The 15,901-nt window shown below is 50.6% G+C and carries 10 protein-coding genes; 4 read left to right on the top strand and 6 right to left on the bottom strand.

Annotated elements, in window-relative coordinates:
• Window positions 1–13: 13 nt before the first annotated feature.
• Both Pan241w_RS18475 and Pan241w_RS18470 read right to left on the bottom strand, forming a co-directional pair.
• A complete protein-coding gene (locus tag Pan241w_RS18475) occupies window positions 14–2,530 on the bottom strand; it encodes a DUF1549 domain-containing protein (RefSeq protein WP_145218687.1) in 2,517 nt (838 codons plus the stop codon).
• Window positions 2,531–2,680: 150 nt separating this feature from the next.
• The gene (locus tag Pan241w_RS18470) at window positions 2,681–4,057 is read right to left on the bottom strand and encodes a DUF1501 domain-containing protein (RefSeq protein ID WP_145218685.1); all 1,377 of its coding nucleotides are present in this window, start codon (window positions 4,055–4,057) and stop codon (window positions 2,681–2,683) included.
• Window positions 4,058–4,257: 200 nt separating this feature from the next.
• Between Pan241w_RS18470 and Pan241w_RS18465 the strand changes: the two genes are divergently transcribed.
• Window positions 4,258–5,019 carry an AraC family transcriptional regulator gene (locus Pan241w_RS18465; protein WP_145218682.1) on the top strand — a complete coding sequence of 254 codons (762 nt, stop codon included), beginning with the start codon at window positions 4,258–4,260 and terminating at the stop codon, window positions 5,017–5,019.
• Here Pan241w_RS18465 and Pan241w_RS18460 read toward each other — a convergent pair.
• The 4 genes from Pan241w_RS18460 to Pan241w_RS18445 all read right to left on the bottom strand — a co-directional run bounded on the left by Pan241w_RS18460 (window position 5,016) and on the right by Pan241w_RS18445 (window position 12,046).
• Window positions 5,016–6,503: a DUF1501 domain-containing protein gene (locus Pan241w_RS18460; protein ID WP_145218680.1), complete on the bottom strand. Its 1,488-nt coding sequence runs from the start codon at window positions 6,501–6,503 to the stop codon at window positions 5,016–5,018. The genes Pan241w_RS18465 and Pan241w_RS18460 overlap by 4 nt on opposite strands.
• 68 nt (window positions 6,504–6,571) lie before the next feature.
• Window positions 6,572–9,694 (bottom strand): DUF1549 and DUF1553 domain-containing protein, encoded by a 3,123-nt coding sequence (locus Pan241w_RS29455; protein WP_198000011.1) that lies wholly within the window; start codon window positions 9,692–9,694, stop codon window positions 6,572–6,574.
• 94 nt (window positions 9,695–9,788) lie between these two features.
• The gene (locus tag Pan241w_RS18450; RefSeq protein ID WP_145218678.1) at window positions 9,789–11,432 is read right to left on the bottom strand and encodes a LamG domain-containing protein; all 1,644 of its coding nucleotides are present in this window, start codon (window positions 11,430–11,432) and stop codon (window positions 9,789–9,791) included.
• A complete protein-coding gene (locus Pan241w_RS18445; RefSeq protein ID WP_145218676.1) occupies window positions 11,429–12,046 on the bottom strand; it encodes a sigma-70 family RNA polymerase sigma factor in 618 nt (205 codons plus the stop codon). The genes Pan241w_RS18450 and Pan241w_RS18445 overlap by 4 nt, the downstream gene beginning before the upstream one ends.
• Before the next feature lie 428 nt (window positions 12,047–12,474).
• On the opposite strand from Pan241w_RS18445, the gene Pan241w_RS18440 reads away from it, so the two are divergent.
• The 3 genes from Pan241w_RS18440 to Pan241w_RS18430 all read left to right on the top strand — a co-directional run bounded on the left by Pan241w_RS18440 (window position 12,475) and on the right by Pan241w_RS18430 (window position 15,717).
• Window positions 12,475–13,725 (top strand): beta-ketoacyl-[acyl-carrier-protein] synthase family protein, encoded by a 1,251-nt coding sequence (locus Pan241w_RS18440; RefSeq protein WP_145218674.1) that lies wholly within the window; start codon window positions 12,475–12,477, stop codon window positions 13,723–13,725.
• A gap of 321 nt (window positions 13,726–14,046) precedes the next feature.
• Window positions 14,047–14,310, top strand: coding sequence for an acyl carrier protein (locus Pan241w_RS18435; RefSeq protein WP_145111109.1), 264 nt, complete (start codon window positions 14,047–14,049; stop codon window positions 14,308–14,310).
• 21 nt (window positions 14,311–14,331) lie between these two features.
• Window positions 14,332–15,717, top strand: coding sequence for a phytoene desaturase family protein (locus tag Pan241w_RS18430; RefSeq protein ID WP_145218672.1), 1,386 nt, complete (start codon window positions 14,332–14,334; stop codon window positions 15,715–15,717).
• Window positions 15,718–15,901 lie beyond the last annotated feature (184 nt).

Genomic DNA, 15,901 nt, shown 5'->3' with positions numbered 1-15,901 from the left:
CTGTCTGAAAGCGTTAGTGGTTAAACAGAAACTCGCGGCTGCTCAGAATGCCCCAGAACAAGTCTTCGACAGCCTGACGTTTTTCTGCCTGTGGCGTTTCTGCCAGCAGTTTCGTCAGTTCGGTTTCCTCTTTTTGTGTCGGCTTGCGAGACAGGCAGAGCATGTAAATGTCGGCAATCAATTCCTTGTCTGATTTTTTGGCGTCCAGCAGTTTCGTGACACGACTCTCTTTGGCTTTGAGCTTGTCGTTGATCGTATCACCGTTCGAAAGGTGCAGGACCTGTACCATCGTGGGTTCTTCGGTCCGTTCGCATTCACAGGTAATCATCCGTTCGTTCCGGCCGAAGGTTTTCAGGAAGTAGGAAATCACAGAAGAATCATAAAGCTGAATCGCCCGCGTCCCTTTGGGGTAAAAGTCTGTTTTTTGCGGACTCGGCTCAAAATATTGTGTGAATTCGTCAGGCACTTCTGTGACTTGCGAAATGGCATCGAGCAAAACTTCCGCCATCATGCGGCGGGGATAATACCGTGAGTAAAATCGCTTTTCATCCTTGTTTTCCGGTAGCGGCTGGCTGCTGCGTTGGTACGCAGCCGATTGCAGAATGACTTTCATCAGCGCCTTTAAATCAAACTGCTGCTGAACCAGATAGTCAGACGTAGCGGCCAGTAATTCCTCATTGCTGGCAGGATTCGATTCCCGCATGTCATCCACCGATTCCACAAGGCCCACTCCAAAGAAGTTGGCCCAGACACGGTTGGTAATAGAACGGCTGAATAAGTGATTCTCTTTCGAAGTCAACCAGTTGGCCAGATAAACGCGGCGGTCTTCCGGGGCATTGATGTCGATCGGTTTTCCATCCAGTGGAGTCGGCGGTTGGGGTTTGCCCGTTAAAGGTTGCACCAGATCTCCTTCGGTCGCCACGAATAGGGTTCGGATACCATCTCCTGAACTCTGACTGCCGCCCCAGCCTTTGGCGCGGACGCGAGAAAAGAAATTCGCCATCGCATAGTATTGATTGTTTGTCCATTTCTCCAGCGGATGGTTATGGCATTTCGCACACCCGATCGCCAGACCCAGAAACGCCTGACTGACATTTTCCGTCATCGATTCCGGATCCTGATGGATCGCATAAAAATTCGTGGCACCATTTTCGATACTGCTGCCTTGCGCGGTGATCAATTCCCGCACCATCTGATCCCAGGGAGTATTTTGCTTCACATGCGAGTGAATCCACTCATGATAGGCTTTTACCGCCTGTGGGCGAATCAGGGCTCCATTTACCAGTAGCAGATCCGACCATTTGTAAGTCCAGTAATCGACAAACTCCGGGCGATCCAGCAGTTGGTCAATCAGTTTATTTCGCTTGTCGGGATTTTTGTCAGCGACAAATGCTTCGACTTCTTCTGGTTTGGGTAGCGTACCGATGGTGTCGATAAAGGCTCTGCGGATAAAGTCGGCGTCATTCGATTGAGGAGAAGGGGGGAGGTTCAACCGTTTTAACTGTTTAATCACCAGCTCATCGATGAAATTGTGTTTCGGCGACTGAGCATACAGGGCGAGATCGATTTTCTGTTCGTAAGGTGACGTGATTTTGGAGATGGCGATTTTACTGGAGAAATTACAGACAATCGCTCCTTCTCCAAAACCGGTGACTTTGACCGTTCCCCGCTCGTCAACGGATGCCACACTTTCATTGACCGAAGAAAACGCGGTCCACTGTGTCACATCGCGCACTGACTGATCGGAATAGTGTGCCTGCACGAGCAGATTTTGCGTTTGTCCTTTTGTCAGGATGGAGCGGGCCGGCAGGACTTCCAGGCGTTCGATAACCGGATCGGTTTCAGCGGGAGCAGGAGCACCTTGCGCAATCCATTCCGACAGAATACGGTATTCGGGTGAGTCGGTTTCGAAACGCACGCCCCCTTTGTGAGGAACCGCGCCCGTTGGTTTGATCAGAAACAGACTGCGTGCCGGGTCGGACAGTTCAATTCGGCGTCCGCGTGACTGTTTCACGATCGTATGAAAGTCTCCTTTAACATCATAGGCTTTCAATGACAAACGAAAACCTCCTTTGCCGGCAAGAGCCCCATGGCAGGGACCGGAATTACAGGCTGCTTTGGTTAAGACGGGCTGCACATCATTTCGGAAACTCCATTGATGCGGTTTGTCGATGCCTGTGACATTGACCTGACTGCTCGTCTTCAGTTTTCCCAGCGTTGCAGTGATGACAGCCGTTCCGTTTGCAACGGGAACAACGGTCTGGCCTTCGATTTTAGCGACGGCCGGATTGCTGGATGAAAGTTGGGATTCCGCCGTGACTGGCCCCGCAATTTCAGCGTCCTGGTTGATTTTCTGAATCGAAACGCCATGCCGCGCTTCTTTGCCGGAGAGGTGAATCGTTTCCGGAAGCAGGACGATTTTTTCAACAGCATCCGCAGCACGAAGAGAGCCCGAGTGTAAGCCGGGAGAAAGCAGTCCGGTCAAAATCAAAAATAGTGTGAAGCGTGTGACTCGTCTGGCAGGAAACATAGAGCACTTCTCTTTAGTGTTGGGATAGTTTGCTTTGAGTGATGACGTAACGGGAATGATTTCAGGAGTATGGGGCAGACTCCCTGTCCGATTTGGTAAAATCGTGATTTATATTAACATCAGCGGTTCAACCGAGCTGATGATCTGTTGTTAAAACAGCTCGCGGATTTCATGCTTGCCCACATCAACCAGTGGGAAGGGGCGGCCTGAAGGACCGGGCAGTACGGTATGCAAATCGAAGCCGAGGCTGTGATAAACGGTTGCTGCCAGATCACCGGGAGAAACAGGGTGATCCGCGGGAACACCGCCGATGGGGTCACTGCTGCCGACAACACGTCCGCCTTGCACACCGCCACCGGCAAAGTAGGTGGTGAAACATTGAGGCCAGTGATCTCGACCGCCGGCGGGATTGACTTTCGGGGTGCGACCAAACTCAGCCACGTTGCAGACCAGTGTTTCGTCGAGCATGCCCCGATCGTAAAGATCTTCGATCAATGCACTATAGGCCTGATCGTACATCGGAGCCACAATGTTTTTCATGCCTTCAATGGAAGTAAACGGTTTGGAACCGTGAATGTCCCAGGTGACTTCATTGAAGACGGTCAGAAACGTATTGATGGTCACAAAACGCACACCCGATTCCACCAGCCGACGGGCCAGCAGACAGCACTGACCGAAACGATTCATGCCGTAACGTTCCCGGACCTTGTTTGGTTCTTTCGCCAGATCAAAGGCTTCACGGGCTTCTTTACTGGTCATCAGGCGGTAGGCGGAATGGAAATTACCATTTAACAGCTTGGCATCTTCGGTGGATTCAAAATAGTCGATCGTATTATCCACAACGTCGCGGATTTTCTTACGTCGTTCCAGGCGGGCCGTCCCGATCTCTTTGGGAGGCAGCATATCGGGCACTTTGAAGTTCGGTTTAGACGGGTCTGCCATCAGTGCGAACGGATCGTGGGCTTTTCCTAGAAATCCACCCGCTTGACCATTGGGTAGATTTCCACCACCCCGGCCCATTGTTTCAGGCAGGACGACATTCGCAGGCAGATCTGTTCGACGACCGCGAAGATAATCAACGACCGAACCAATATGTGGGGTATTGATTCCGCCGGTAAACAGGCGACCGGTCTGCATCATCTGCCAGCCGGCATCATGGACGGCGGCTGCGGTGTGATAACAGGAACGGACCAGCGAAAATTTGTCAGCGACTTTCGCATGCAGGGGCAGGATTTCAGAAATATTGATCTCAGGGGATGCAGTGTCGATTGGTTTAAAGGGACCTCGAATTTCCGCCGGGGCATCCGGTTTCATATCGAAAGTATCCAATTGGCTGGGGGCACCCAGATTAAAGATCATAATCGCCGAACGGTTATCGTTCTTTTTGTCGACCAGCCCCTGGTCTTTGGCTTCCAGATATTGGGGTAAAGAGAGTCCCATCGCACCCAGTGTGCCGACTTGCAGGAAGTCTCTGCGTGTGACTCCACTACAGGTATGTGCCGTTCCCTGACCAGTAAACTTCAGCATAATGCACCCCAAGATGATGATTTTAAAAACAGAACAGACCGTTTCAGGTCGATCTTGTATTATGATTTAGTAGAGCGAATTCAAAGGCATCCATTCCGATGATGCGCAAGAAAATCCTTATTCGTTTATTTTCGCATATAGTAGATGGTCAGATCAACGTCGTCTTGTAGAAAACACGCATAAATTTGTATTATTTACGCATGACTGATTCGCAACAATTTCGGAACGATTTCATCAAACGGCTGGATCACAAGCTCCATCTGGAAGAGTTATTCAATTATATTCCGGACGCGTATTTTTTTGCGAAGGATTCGGAAGGCCGGTTTATCAAAATCAGTCGCACCTGGATGGACGTTCGCGCGATTCCTAAAGAAGAAGACATCATCGGCAAGACCGACTTCGATATTCATCCAAAGGATTTAGCGCAGCAGTATGTCGCCGAAGACAAACGCGTGATGGAATCCGCGGCTCCGCTCGCCAATCAGGTTTGGCTGATTCCCGATCGGAGCGGAAATTTAAAATGGTATCTCTGCAGCAAGATCCCTTTGTTTGGAGACGGCGGTAAGGTGATCGGCGTCGCGGGAGTCTTACGTGATATTAAAGTCGCGGGTACTGAATTCCAGTCGTATCAGGAATTGGATAAAGTCATTGCCTATGTGCTCGAACATTATCATGAACGGATACAGATTTCGGATCTGGCCGATTTGATCTATTTATCCGTCAGCCAGTTGGATCGTAAATTCAAAAAGCTGTATCAGATCACGCCTCAAAAATATATTTTGCGTGTGCGAATCAACGCCGCCTGCCAGTCGTTGACGCGGACGGAAAAACGGATTTCCGAAATCGCACTCGAATCTGGTTTTTATGACCAGAGTTATTTCACCAAACAGTTTGTGAATCTGATGGGCGTCTCGCCGTCCGAGTATCGTCGCAAATTCAAACAGTCGGAACCAGAATCCTAAGCGATGATTTTGTCAATCACATGCCCGCCGACATCAGTCAGCCGGTATCGTCGCCCACTGTAGAGATACGTCAGTTTTTCGTGATCCATACCCAGCAGTCTTAAAATGGTGGCGTGTAAGTCATTCACGTGCACTTTATCCTCGGCGGCTTTGAAGCCGATTTCATCGGTGGCGCCATAGGTGGTGCCCGCTTTCACACCGCCGCCTGCCATCCAGGTGGTGAAGGCATGCGGGTTATGGTCACGACCGGGATTCGCGCCTTTCTGTGCGATCGGCAGGCGGCCGAATTCACCACCCCAGATGACCAGCGTTTCGTTGAGTAACCCCCGCGATTCCAGGTCAGCCAGTAATGCGGCGATGGGCTGGTCTGTTTCCGCGGCGAATCCACTGTGATTGCCTTTGATATCAGAGTGACCATCCCAGCTCCGCTGGTTTTCCATACCGCCTGAATAAATCTGTACGAAGCGGGTGCCGCGCTCGACCATCCGTCGGGCAATCAGACATTGTTTCGCGAAGTGTTCGCACTTTTTGGTGCCGATGCCGTATTGTTCCTGCAGGTGTTTCGGTTCTCGAGAAATATCCAGCGCTTCGGGTGCGGCGCTCTGCATGCGATAAGCGAGTTCAAAACTTTCAATCCGTGCTGCCAATTCCTGGTCGCCTTCATTCTGTTGAAGGTGCTGGCGATTCAAAGATTTGAGCAGGTCAAGCTGTGAACGCTGCCGTCCTTTTTCGGTGAGGACAGAAGGAGGCTGAAGATTATCAATCGGTTCGCCTGTTGGCCTGAGATAAGTGCCTTGGAAAACGCTGGGCAGAAAACCGGCGCCCCAGTTCAGGCTATGTCCTTTGGGAAGTCCTCTACCGAGCGGGTCTGACATCACCACGAACGCCGGCAGGCTGTTGCTTTCGGAGCCTAAACCATAAGTGACCCACGAACCAACACAAGGATGCCCCATTTTGGGAACGCCACAATTCATCATGAATAACGCGGGGCTGTGATTGTTCGATTCCGTATGCCCGGAATGAATGAAGGCCATCTTGTCCACATGCTGAGACAAATTGGGGAAAATATCCGAGACCCATTTTCCCGATTCGCCATGCTGTTTGAATTGAAACGGACTTTTCATCAAGGGGCCGACAGCGTTCTGGAAGAACCCGGTTTTGTTATCGAAACCTTCCAGCGCGACGCCGTCCCGTTTTTCGAGTTCTGGTTTGTAGTCCCAGGTATCAACGTGGCTCGGCCCCCCGTTTATGAATAGCCAGATGACGGCCTTCGCTTTTGCCGGCATATGAGTCGGCTTTGGAGCCAGGGGATTGATTGCTTTCATTGACGGAGCGGCATCGGCGGTTTCCAAAACGCCTTCCTGCTGTAACAGGCTGAGCAGACCCAACGTACCCAAACCACCGCCAGCTCGTTTGAGTAACTGCCGTCGTGCCAGGAGTTGGTTTAAGGAGACTGCCGGTAGTTCTGAATAAGATTGTGTCATTTTACTTCCCCAATGAAAAATGTTGGGTGATTTATTTTGTTGATACTCTTTAGAGTCAATTATCGATTTCAGTTTGGATAAACAAATTCGTTGGTGCTTAATAACGCGTGTGTGAAATCGGTCAGCGCCAGCAAGGTTGGCTCAGGCAGCTTTTCGGCTGCATATGACTTTTGATGTTGTTGAATGAACGCCAGAGAAACCGCGGATTCACTGGCAGTAGGGGCACGTCCCAGAGCGATTTGATAGGCGGCTTCAATCGATTTCTCGAGTGAATCTGGATGCTGCTGTTGAACCCGTTTTGCAAACGACCTGGCACTTTCCCGAATGAATTTGGCATTCATAAACAGCAGTGCCTGTGGTGCAATCGTAGTGCTGGAACGCTGTCCGATGCTGACTAACGCTTCGGGAGCATCAAACAGCTGCATCATGGGAATAAGCTTGCTGCGTTTGATTTTGAAATAGATGCTGCGACGCTGGCTGTCTTGTTGTAGCGTTCCCGGCCCGTACATGGTGGGATCAAGTCGGCTGCCGATATAGAGAATGGAATCGCGAATGGCTTCGCCTTCCAGTCTTTGAGGCGAACGGCGCCAGTGCAGTTTGTTTTCTGGATCGAGTTTTGATTTTTGTTCATCAAAGTAGGTGGACTGCCGGTAGGTCGCACTCAGCATGATCTGCTTATGTAACGGTTTCAGATGCCAGCCGTGCTGAATGAGCTGATTGGCTAAATAATCGAGCAGTTCCGGATGAGTCGGTCGCTCTCCCTGCAGGCCGAAGTCGTTGGGAGTCGCGACAATTCCGCTGCCGATATGGTGCTGCCAGACCCGGTTGACCATCACACGGGCCAGTAATGCACCCGCACCCTGTTTGGTGTCTGTCATCCAGTTCGCCAGTGACGTGCGGCGGTACGAGGTCGTCGCCGATTTGGGAGGGGCTTCGATCCAGGCTTTTTCCTGTTGAGGCGATCGCATCAATACCTGCAGGAAGCCTTGTTGGGCAACGTCCCCTTTTTGCTCCGTGTCTCCGCGAGTAAGAAAATACGTTTCGTCAAAGAAATCTTTGCCTTGCGTATGATGCCGCACCGGTTTGATGTCCGGTCCTTCGCTGCAGATCATGACTTTCGTCAAAGCTGGCTGAGGTTCCGTTTTGAGATGTTGATTGACTTTTGTAGACAAGGCGACCCATTGGGAATCCTGCTCACGAAAGCGGCGTTCGAGAATCTGCTTTTGCGCGTCGGTCAGTTTTTCCGGGTGTCCCTGTTCTACCAGTTGCAGCGCTTGAGAAAGTTGCTCGGGACTGCCGGTTCCTGTTTTCACTGTAGGAGAGCTGGAGTTGCTGACCGAAAAACGCGGGCGACCGATGCTGTGATTCACATTGTTTGTGAACGATATGGTAATGGTCAGCTCGGTTTCGCCTTTCACTTCCAGAGGTGATTCCAGGTCGAACACGATTGCCTGATCTTTCCCGATGCCTCCTAAATCGACGGCCCAGCCGGAACCGTATTGCCCGTCAATGGCACTCGCGGCTGAAAGTGTGGTCTTGTTCTGTTCATGAGTCGCTCGGGCATTGGTCAGTTTGACGTCTTTCGCGGCTCCCTTTTTGTCCGTAAGGGATTTCGCTTTGACTTTAAATGCGGTGAGAGAGAAGTTGCCGTTCACTGCCCGGCCCGGCCCCTGTTTCGGTAAAGAGCGATGGCTTAACGTTTCGAGACGAATCGAACGGATCGGCGTGACATTGGTTCGCAGTTTAAACGTGTACTGATCCTGATTGATATTGGGGCCACTAACCAGCACCGAACCATCTTCCAGCGTTTCGAAACGGGCTTTCCCTTTTGAACTGTGGCTGACGACATGGGGCACAATCCATTCATCAAGTTGCGCCGCATCGACCTTTCCCTGTTTCAGCCAGTCGGCAAACTTCGGCTTGATCTGGCTGGTTTCATATTCCTGCAACGCTTTGACCAGCGGCGCGTGTGCCAGATCAAATTGGGCTTTGTCCCGTTTGTATTTTTCAGGGTCCAAATCGATTTCAATTTCCGTGCGGACGGTCGTTGTGAATGTGGACAGCATGCGGTAATAGTCTTCACTGCCAATTGGATCAAACTTATGATCGTGACACCGCGCACATCCCACGCTTAGTCCCAGCATCGCCAGACCGGTCGTATTCAACATATCGTCCAACGCATCATAGCGGGTGCGCTCGACTTCGTTGGCGGTGATCTGTGTGGGGAACACGCCTGCGCCTAGGAATCCGGTTGCCATGAGCGCCAGCGGATCATCGGGGGCAATCTCATCGCCGGCTAACTGCCATTTCACAAACTGATCGTAGGGCATATCCTGATTCAACGCTTTGATCACAAAGTCCCGATAGTGATAGGCAAAGTTGCGATCGTAGTCGTGCTCGAAGCCATGACTCTCGGCGAAACGGGCGATGTCCAGCCAGTGCCGGGCCCAGCGTTCGCCGTAACGCGGGCTGGCCAGTAACCGGTCAATCAGATTTTCGTAAGCATCGGGAGACTGGTCGGCAAGAAATTCATCGACTTCGGCCGGAGTCGGGGGGAGGCCGATTAAATCAAAATACGCGCGGCGGATATAGGACCGCTTGCTGACAGGATCGTTCGGCGCCAGTCCTTTTTCTTCCTGCTTTGCGAGAATAAAGGCATCGATGTCATTCTGGCGCCAGGATTGATGTTTGTCTTTCGGGACGGAGGGAGAACTCAGAGGTTGAAACGACCAGAACTTTCGGTCGTCGTCTGTGACCACCAGTTTACCTGAGTTCGCTTTATCCGATGTTGCGAGAGGTTTATCATAAGGGGCGCCCAGATCGATCCACTTGGACAGACTGGCGATTTCCTTCTCAGAGAGTTTCTTTTCCTTGAGCGGCATATAGGGTTCTTCGCGGTGCTCAACCAGCGCCATCAGGTAGCTCGCTTTCCCCGTCTTTTCGATCATGCCACTGTCGAGCAGGAATTTGCGGTTGGAAAGATCGAAGTCCCCTTTGACTGATTTGCCGCCATGACATTTAAGACATTTTTCAACTAACAGCGGCCGCACTTCTTTTTTGAAGAGCTCCAGTCCCTGTTGCATGCGTTTCGCATGGTCGGGTGGAAGGGCAGGTTTCTTTTCTGCTGCAGAGAGAGAAACGGGTAACAGGATACCGACCAACAGTATGAGCGCGCTTGTCGAATTCCGCATCAAAGCCTCGTCGTCTTGAATGTAAAGTCAGGTGAGATTTCAGGGAGTGAGTATGGTTAATCTATATGTCACAACAAATTCGTTGAGAAATCAATCAGGAATTGGGTTTTCCGGACTGATACAACTTCAAAATTTCTTCTGCCGATAAGGCCCGTCCGAATAACGCAAATTCATCCAGGCGGCCGTTTAAACTTCGGATGGAATGTTCGCCCGTGTGTTCTTGCGGTCGCCAGTTGCCGATTTCGGCAGGTCCAATCACCAGCGGAATCGGGTTTTCAATTTTATGATGGCTGACGGGAACGCCATCCAGATAGTGCACGACTTCTTTATTCCGATGATCATAAACGGTCGCTAGATGAATCCAGCGGCCGAGGTCTGTGGGTTGCAGGACGACGGGCGAGAAAAAGTTCTTGCCGGGGCCGGTTTTGACGCCGAGAATGATTTCGCCTTTATCACTGAGCTGCCAGTGCGGATTGCCCGCGTTGTAGCCATCGGTGAGCATGAGCGAGCTGAGCCAGCGGTCGAAACCTTCAATGCGGACCCAGGCCATTAGTGTCAGTGACTCATATTCGCCCGGAACATGCAGCCGCACGCGATCGCTGGTCCGTTTGAATTCCAATGCCCGTTTCTGCGGCCAGCGGCCTGACGTCCATTGGCAGCCCACGATCGCGCCATCGGCGGAAGACGCATCATGTTTTTTATTCTTGAGTGTGCGTAACCAGTTTGAGGATTCTTCAAAGTCGTAATAGGCGATCAAGGACGGATCGGTTTTAAGAGCGGCATTCTGTTCCTGCCAGCGGGTGAATTGCTGTGCCTGCTGTTGTTCTGCCAGATGCGAGAGTTCTTCCGGATTGAGCAGTGGCAGGATCACGTCAGTTAAACGATTGATCGAACCCCGTTGATCAAACTGCACGCCTTCCCCAGTTTTTAAATTCTGAATATTGGGGCGAGTCGTTTTTTGATCGGGAGAATGCAGTTCCACTTCGCCGTCTATGACCTGCACCTGTCCGTTGCCGGTCGCATCAAGAGAGAGCGTGAATTCGGTTCCCAGATCGACGACGTTCAATCGCGACGTTTCAATCGTAAAACCCTGCGCCTGTTCGGGAACGGAAGCCCGGACTTTACCATACTGACAAAAGGCTTTGAGTGGAGAAATCAATTCGAACGCGGCGGGGCCTTCGATGAGGACCGAAGCACCGCTGATCAGTTCTACCTGAATCGTGCCGCGTTTCAGTTTCAACCAGCCTGCGGATAATCCGGCGCCTGGTTGCAGATTGCGGGGTGTATCCCACTCCACACCGACGGCTTGCGTTAATAAAGCGATGTGATCGGTTTTCGGCACATTCGTTTCGGACTCCGGTTGGGACACCGGAGTTTCTGCGATCAACGGTTCATGGCCTGAACCGGTATTCCAGCCGGCGTAGTAGGCCAGAGAGAGCAAGAGTGTCGCCGCCACGAGTGAAGTTACTAATAGCAGCAGAAAGCGGGGAGTTCCTAATTTTGTATGTTGTTCTGGCTGCGTGGGATGGGGAATCCAGTCTTCAGACTCATTCGTTTCCGTCGCCCAGGTTGAGAGTCCCACATGCACGCGCATGTAATCCACGTAAAGCTGTCGCTGCTCGGGATCTTCTTTCAACTGTCGTTCCAACTCCGCATGTTCTTGCGGAGTGATGTCCCCTTGCAGGAACGCATCGATCAATTGGATCAGTTGGTGATTCTGAAGAGTCGTTTTTTTCATGAGCCTGCCTCCACTGAAGGGAGGGACTGACGAACGCAGTCCATCAGTCGCAGTCGTAAGCGGGAGAGCTTTTTATAAATCGCATCGCTGGATCGCCCCAGTTGTGCGGCGACTTCTTTGATCGTGCGTTGACTGTGGTAACAATCCAGGATGAGCTGTCTGTTTTCGCCTTCCAGTTTCTGGATGCAGTCTTCGAGTGCCTGTTTTTGCTGATCGGTTTCGGGAAGTGTGTTTGTCTGGTGCTCTGCGATGAGTGACAGCACTTCGTCAGAAAAATAGAGCCGATCCCGACTCTGGACCCGTTGAAAGTTTTTGACTTCATAAAAGGCAATTCCGCAGGCCCAGGACGAAAAGCTTTGTGCTGAGTCAAAGGTATTCCATTTTCTCCACAAAACCAGGCACGTTTGCTGAAAAACATCTTCGGCGTCGGTCTGGTGAGGCAGCAGCGTTCCAATAAAACCACGAATCAGGCTGTGGTGCCGGGCCAGTAATGAGACAAACTGCTCATTCGGGACCGGTCCCGGGGCTGCTGCTGTGTCTGGTTGTGATTCCAATGAATGGTCCATATCAGTAATCGTACGCAAATGCAGAAAACGGACGGAGATAAACAGCATTATTTTCTTGAACAGATGGCTTCTATGAGTAGGTCTCGATGTAAGTCCCTGTTTTTATGGAATTTATGTTTTGGAAATCAGAATCGTATTTTTTCAGGGAGGCAGATTATTTCTTCGTAGATGAGGGAATGATCGCGTCGCTTTGAGATAGCTCAGAGTGCCGTCTTCCATCTTACCCGGTTTCTGAGGAAATGGGAGATCCAATTCCATGGTTCAGAAAAGTAAAGTTACCTATACAGAAAGTTTTTCGGCAGTGTCGTCTATTCTATCTTGAATCACAAATCTCATTTGCCGCGCCACTTGCGAGTTTATTGTAGAACGGGTAATCTCCTTGGGTTATTATTTATCATTTCCCCTGCTCGGCTGAACGGCTGAGTGGCCTATGAATATTCACCGCATTTGTAAATCGATCAGAGTGGTATAAATCCATGCAGGAATCAGTGGACCCTCAAAGCCGCATTGTCATTACTGGAATTGGCTTGACGGCTCCGAATGGAAACAATCTGGAGGAATTTCGGCAAAACCTGCTGGAAGGTCGTTCGGGTGTCGTTGATTATAACATTCGCTATATGGGCGATGTTCTCGCCGGTGTTTGCGATTTTGATGAATTACGTTATCAGAAACGCAAAGAGGTCCGTCGAGGGACACGGGCTGGCTCAATCGCCATTTATTGTGCGAATGAAGCCGTCAATCAATCGAAGCTGGATTGGGAAAACGTGGCCCGGGATCGGGTAGGCGTTTATCTCGGAATTACCGAGCATGGTAACGTCGAAACCGAGAACGAAGTCTACGAGATTTCCCAGTTCGATTATGACACCAAAGTCTGGTCGCATCATCATAATCCCAGAACTGTTGCAAATAATCCCGCCGGTGAAGTCACGCTGAATATGGGGATCACTGGTCCGCATCTGACATTGGGAGCGGCTTGTGCAGCGGGGAACGCCGGTTTTATTCAAGGCGTGCAGATGCTGCGGCTGAATGAAGTCGATATCGCATTGTGCGGCGGTGTGTCTGAAAGTATCCATACATTTGGTATTTTTGCCAGCTTTCAGAGTCAGGGGGCACTGGCAACGAACGCCGATCCTGCGAAAGCCTGTCGGCCCTTTGATGTGAATCGCAACGGGATTGTCGTTGCCGAAGGGGGCGCGGTCTGCACATTGGAACGTCTGCCCGATGCACTCGCACGTGGTGCTACGATTTACGGGGAAATCGTGGGGTACGCCATGAATTCCGATGCCAGCGATTTCGTACTTCCGAATTCGAATCGACAAGCAGAATGTATTCAACTCGCACTCAAGCGAGCTGGATTGAAGCCGGAAGATGTTGATATCGTCAGTAGTCATGCCACAGCGACAACGCAAGGTGATATCGAAGAAGCCAAAGCTTTGGCGAGTGTCTTCTCTGATTGTCCTGATCTGGCAATCAATAATACCAAAAGCTTTATTGGGCATGCGATGGGAGCCGCCGGTGCACTGGAAATGCTGGGGAATCTTCCCGCGTTTGAAGATGGCATTGCCCATGCGACGCTGAATCTGGATGAGCTCGACCCGGAATGTAATTTACCACAACTGGTCCCCAATCAGCCGCGGCAGATGGATCAGGTCGAATGTATTCTGAACAACTCGTTCGGCATGCTGGGAATTAATTCTGTTCTGATCATCAAAAAATATTCTGCCTGAACAGATTACTTGACGGATTTGTTTAACTTCAAATCACAAAGCAGCTTTTCCCGTCTCAGCATGATTTCCCTCATGAGATATGACGCTTCCGTGTAGATTTTCTGAAAAACTCTGATTTCTCAAGGGTTCAGTCGGTTTAAATCGTTTCGAACGCGCTATAGTATTCCATATAAGGGGCGGTTTTTTATATCCCGGCTTCTGGCGGGGGTTTTGTTTCTTTGGTATAAGAGGCTTCCCCGCACTAAAATTCGCAGTGAAAGCCGTGAGATTCACTGATCGAAATCGACGTTATAGGATTTTTAGAAAGTTTGGAGTTTCTGCATGGCGCCGGAACAAATCAGATCGGTTATCTTGGATATTTTAGCGCGAATTGCTCCCGATGAGGATCTTTCGGAGCTTGACGATAGTGTTCCTTTTCGTGAACAGATGGAATTAGACAGCATGGACTTCCTGGACATCGTCATGGAGTTGAGAAAACTCTATCGCGTTCAGATTCCAGAAGAAGACTACGGTGAGCTGGTAACAATGGATAGCACTGTTACTTATCTCACACCTCTCCTGAAGGATGCGGAAAGCACCGTCTGATTCCCGTAGATTCCCTCCGCCATGAGCTACGATTCAATCATCATTGGTGCCGGTCTCTCCGGTCTGGCTGCGGGAATCCGCCTGGCTTATTACGGAAAGAATGTGTGCATTCTCGAAAGGCACACGACCATTGGAGGCTTGAATTCCTTCTATCGCCTGCGCGGTCGGAATCATGATGTCGGCCTGCACGCGATTACGAATTATTCGCCCCCCGGTGGTAAACGGGGGCCGCTGAATAAAATTCTCCGTCAGCTCCGCTTTCAATGGGAAGACTTTGACCTGAGCCCGCAATGCGGTTCCTCGGTCGTCTTTCCCGGACATACCCTCCGATTCAATAATCAGTTCGATTATTTCGAAGCTCAAATCGCCGAGCAGTTTCCTCAACAGATTGACGGCTTTCGCACATTGGTTGCGGAAATCGATGCGCATAATATCGGCGACCTGGGGCAGACCTGGATCTCGGCCCGCGAACGGATGGCCGCTCATATCTCCGATCCGCTGCTGATCAATATGTTGCTTTGTCCGCTGATGTTTTATGGCAGTCCTTCCGAGCATGACATGGATTTCAATCAGTTCGTGATCATGTTCCGCAGCATCTACCAGGAAGGCTTTGCCCGCCCTTATAAAGGCGTGCGTCTGATTCTGAAAAATCTGGTTCGCAAATTCAAATCACTGGGGGGAGAACTCAAACTCCGAGCCGGCGTCAAGGAGTTGTTGACCGATGGCAATCATGTCTCGGGCGTAATGCTGGATGATGGCCAGATTCTCGAAGCGAAAAACGTACTCTCTTCGGCCGGTTCCGCAGAAACACTACAAATGTGCGGCGCAGACGTGCCACAGGATGATCGTTTCACTCCCGGCGAGATTTCCTTCGTCGAGACCATTTCCGTATTGGATCAAGAGCCAAAAACGTTCGGACATGACGAGACCATCGTCTTCTATAACGATTCCGAAGACTTTTACTACGAGCAGTCAAAAGAGCCGTGCGACATCCGCAGCGGCATTATCTGCTCGCCGAATAATTTTGAATACGATCAACCACTGGAAGAAGGTTCGATTCGCATCACCGCGTTGGCAAACCCCCAATACTGGATGAATCTGTCCGAAGAAAAATACATCGCCGAAAAGAAATACTGGTACGATCAGATTCTCGAATCTTCGATGCGATTCATACCCGACTTCCGGCCGCATGTGATCGACGTTGATACCTTTACGCCACGAACTATCAAAAAATTTACAGGCCACATCAACGGCTGTGTGTATGGCGCGCCGCAAAAAATTCTGGATGGCACGACCCCATTCAACAATTTATTTCTGTGTGGCACTGATCAGGGGTTTCTCGGAATTATCGGCTCGATGCTCTCCGGAATCAGCATCGCCAACCTGCATCTGCTGAACCCCAAATAGCCGCTCTCATTGGCTGGTGAGATGCTGTACTCTTGCATCATCGTCTGGGAAAACATTCATTTTATTCCATTGCTGCGTGTTGAATTGTCACACTTTTGTCACAGAAACCTGAATTGCTCTGGTTTAGTAGACAAAGCCCCGCAATTTCGATAAACAGGAGAAGCAATCTAATGTCATTAATACA

The sequence above is a fragment of the Gimesia alba genome, assembly GCF_007744675.1.
Classification (GTDB): Bacteria; Planctomycetota; Planctomycetia; order Planctomycetales; family Planctomycetaceae; genus Gimesia; species Gimesia alba.
This window is presented reverse-complemented; position numbering and strand designations above follow the sequence as displayed.

What these genes read in the sequence shown, in the direction of transcription:
- Pan241w_RS18475 (WP_145218687.1), bottom strand. Translation starts at nt 2,530, where the DNA reads ATGTTTCCTGCCAGACGAGTCACACGCTTCACACTATTTTTGATTTTG.
- Pan241w_RS18470 (WP_145218685.1), bottom strand. Translation starts at nt 4,057, where the DNA reads ATGCTGAAGTTTACTGGTCAGGGAACGGCACATACCTGTAGTGGAGTC.
- Pan241w_RS18465 (WP_145218682.1), top strand. Translation starts at nt 4,258, where the DNA reads ATGACTGATTCGCAACAATTTCGGAACGATTTCATCAAACGGCTGGAT.
- Pan241w_RS18460 (WP_145218680.1), bottom strand. Translation starts at nt 6,503, where the DNA reads ATGACACAATCTTATTCAGAACTACCGGCAGTCTCCTTAAACCAACTC.
- Pan241w_RS29455 (WP_198000011.1), bottom strand. Translation starts at nt 9,694, where the DNA reads ATGCGGAATTCGACAAGCGCGCTCATACTGTTGGTCGGTATCCTGTTA.
- Pan241w_RS18450 (WP_145218678.1), bottom strand. Translation starts at nt 11,432, where the DNA reads ATGAAAAAAACGACTCTTCAGAATCACCAACTGATCCAATTGATCGAT.
- Pan241w_RS18445 (WP_145218676.1), bottom strand. Translation starts at nt 12,046, where the DNA reads ATGCTGTTTATCTCCGTCCGTTTTCTGCATTTGCGTACGATTACTGAT.
- Pan241w_RS18440 (WP_145218674.1), top strand. Translation starts at nt 12,475, where the DNA reads ATGCAGGAATCAGTGGACCCTCAAAGCCGCATTGTCATTACTGGAATT.
- Pan241w_RS18435 (WP_145111109.1), top strand. Translation starts at nt 14,047, where the DNA reads ATGGCGCCGGAACAAATCAGATCGGTTATCTTGGATATTTTAGCGCGA.
- Pan241w_RS18430 (WP_145218672.1), top strand. Translation starts at nt 14,332, where the DNA reads ATGAGCTACGATTCAATCATCATTGGTGCCGGTCTCTCCGGTCTGGCT.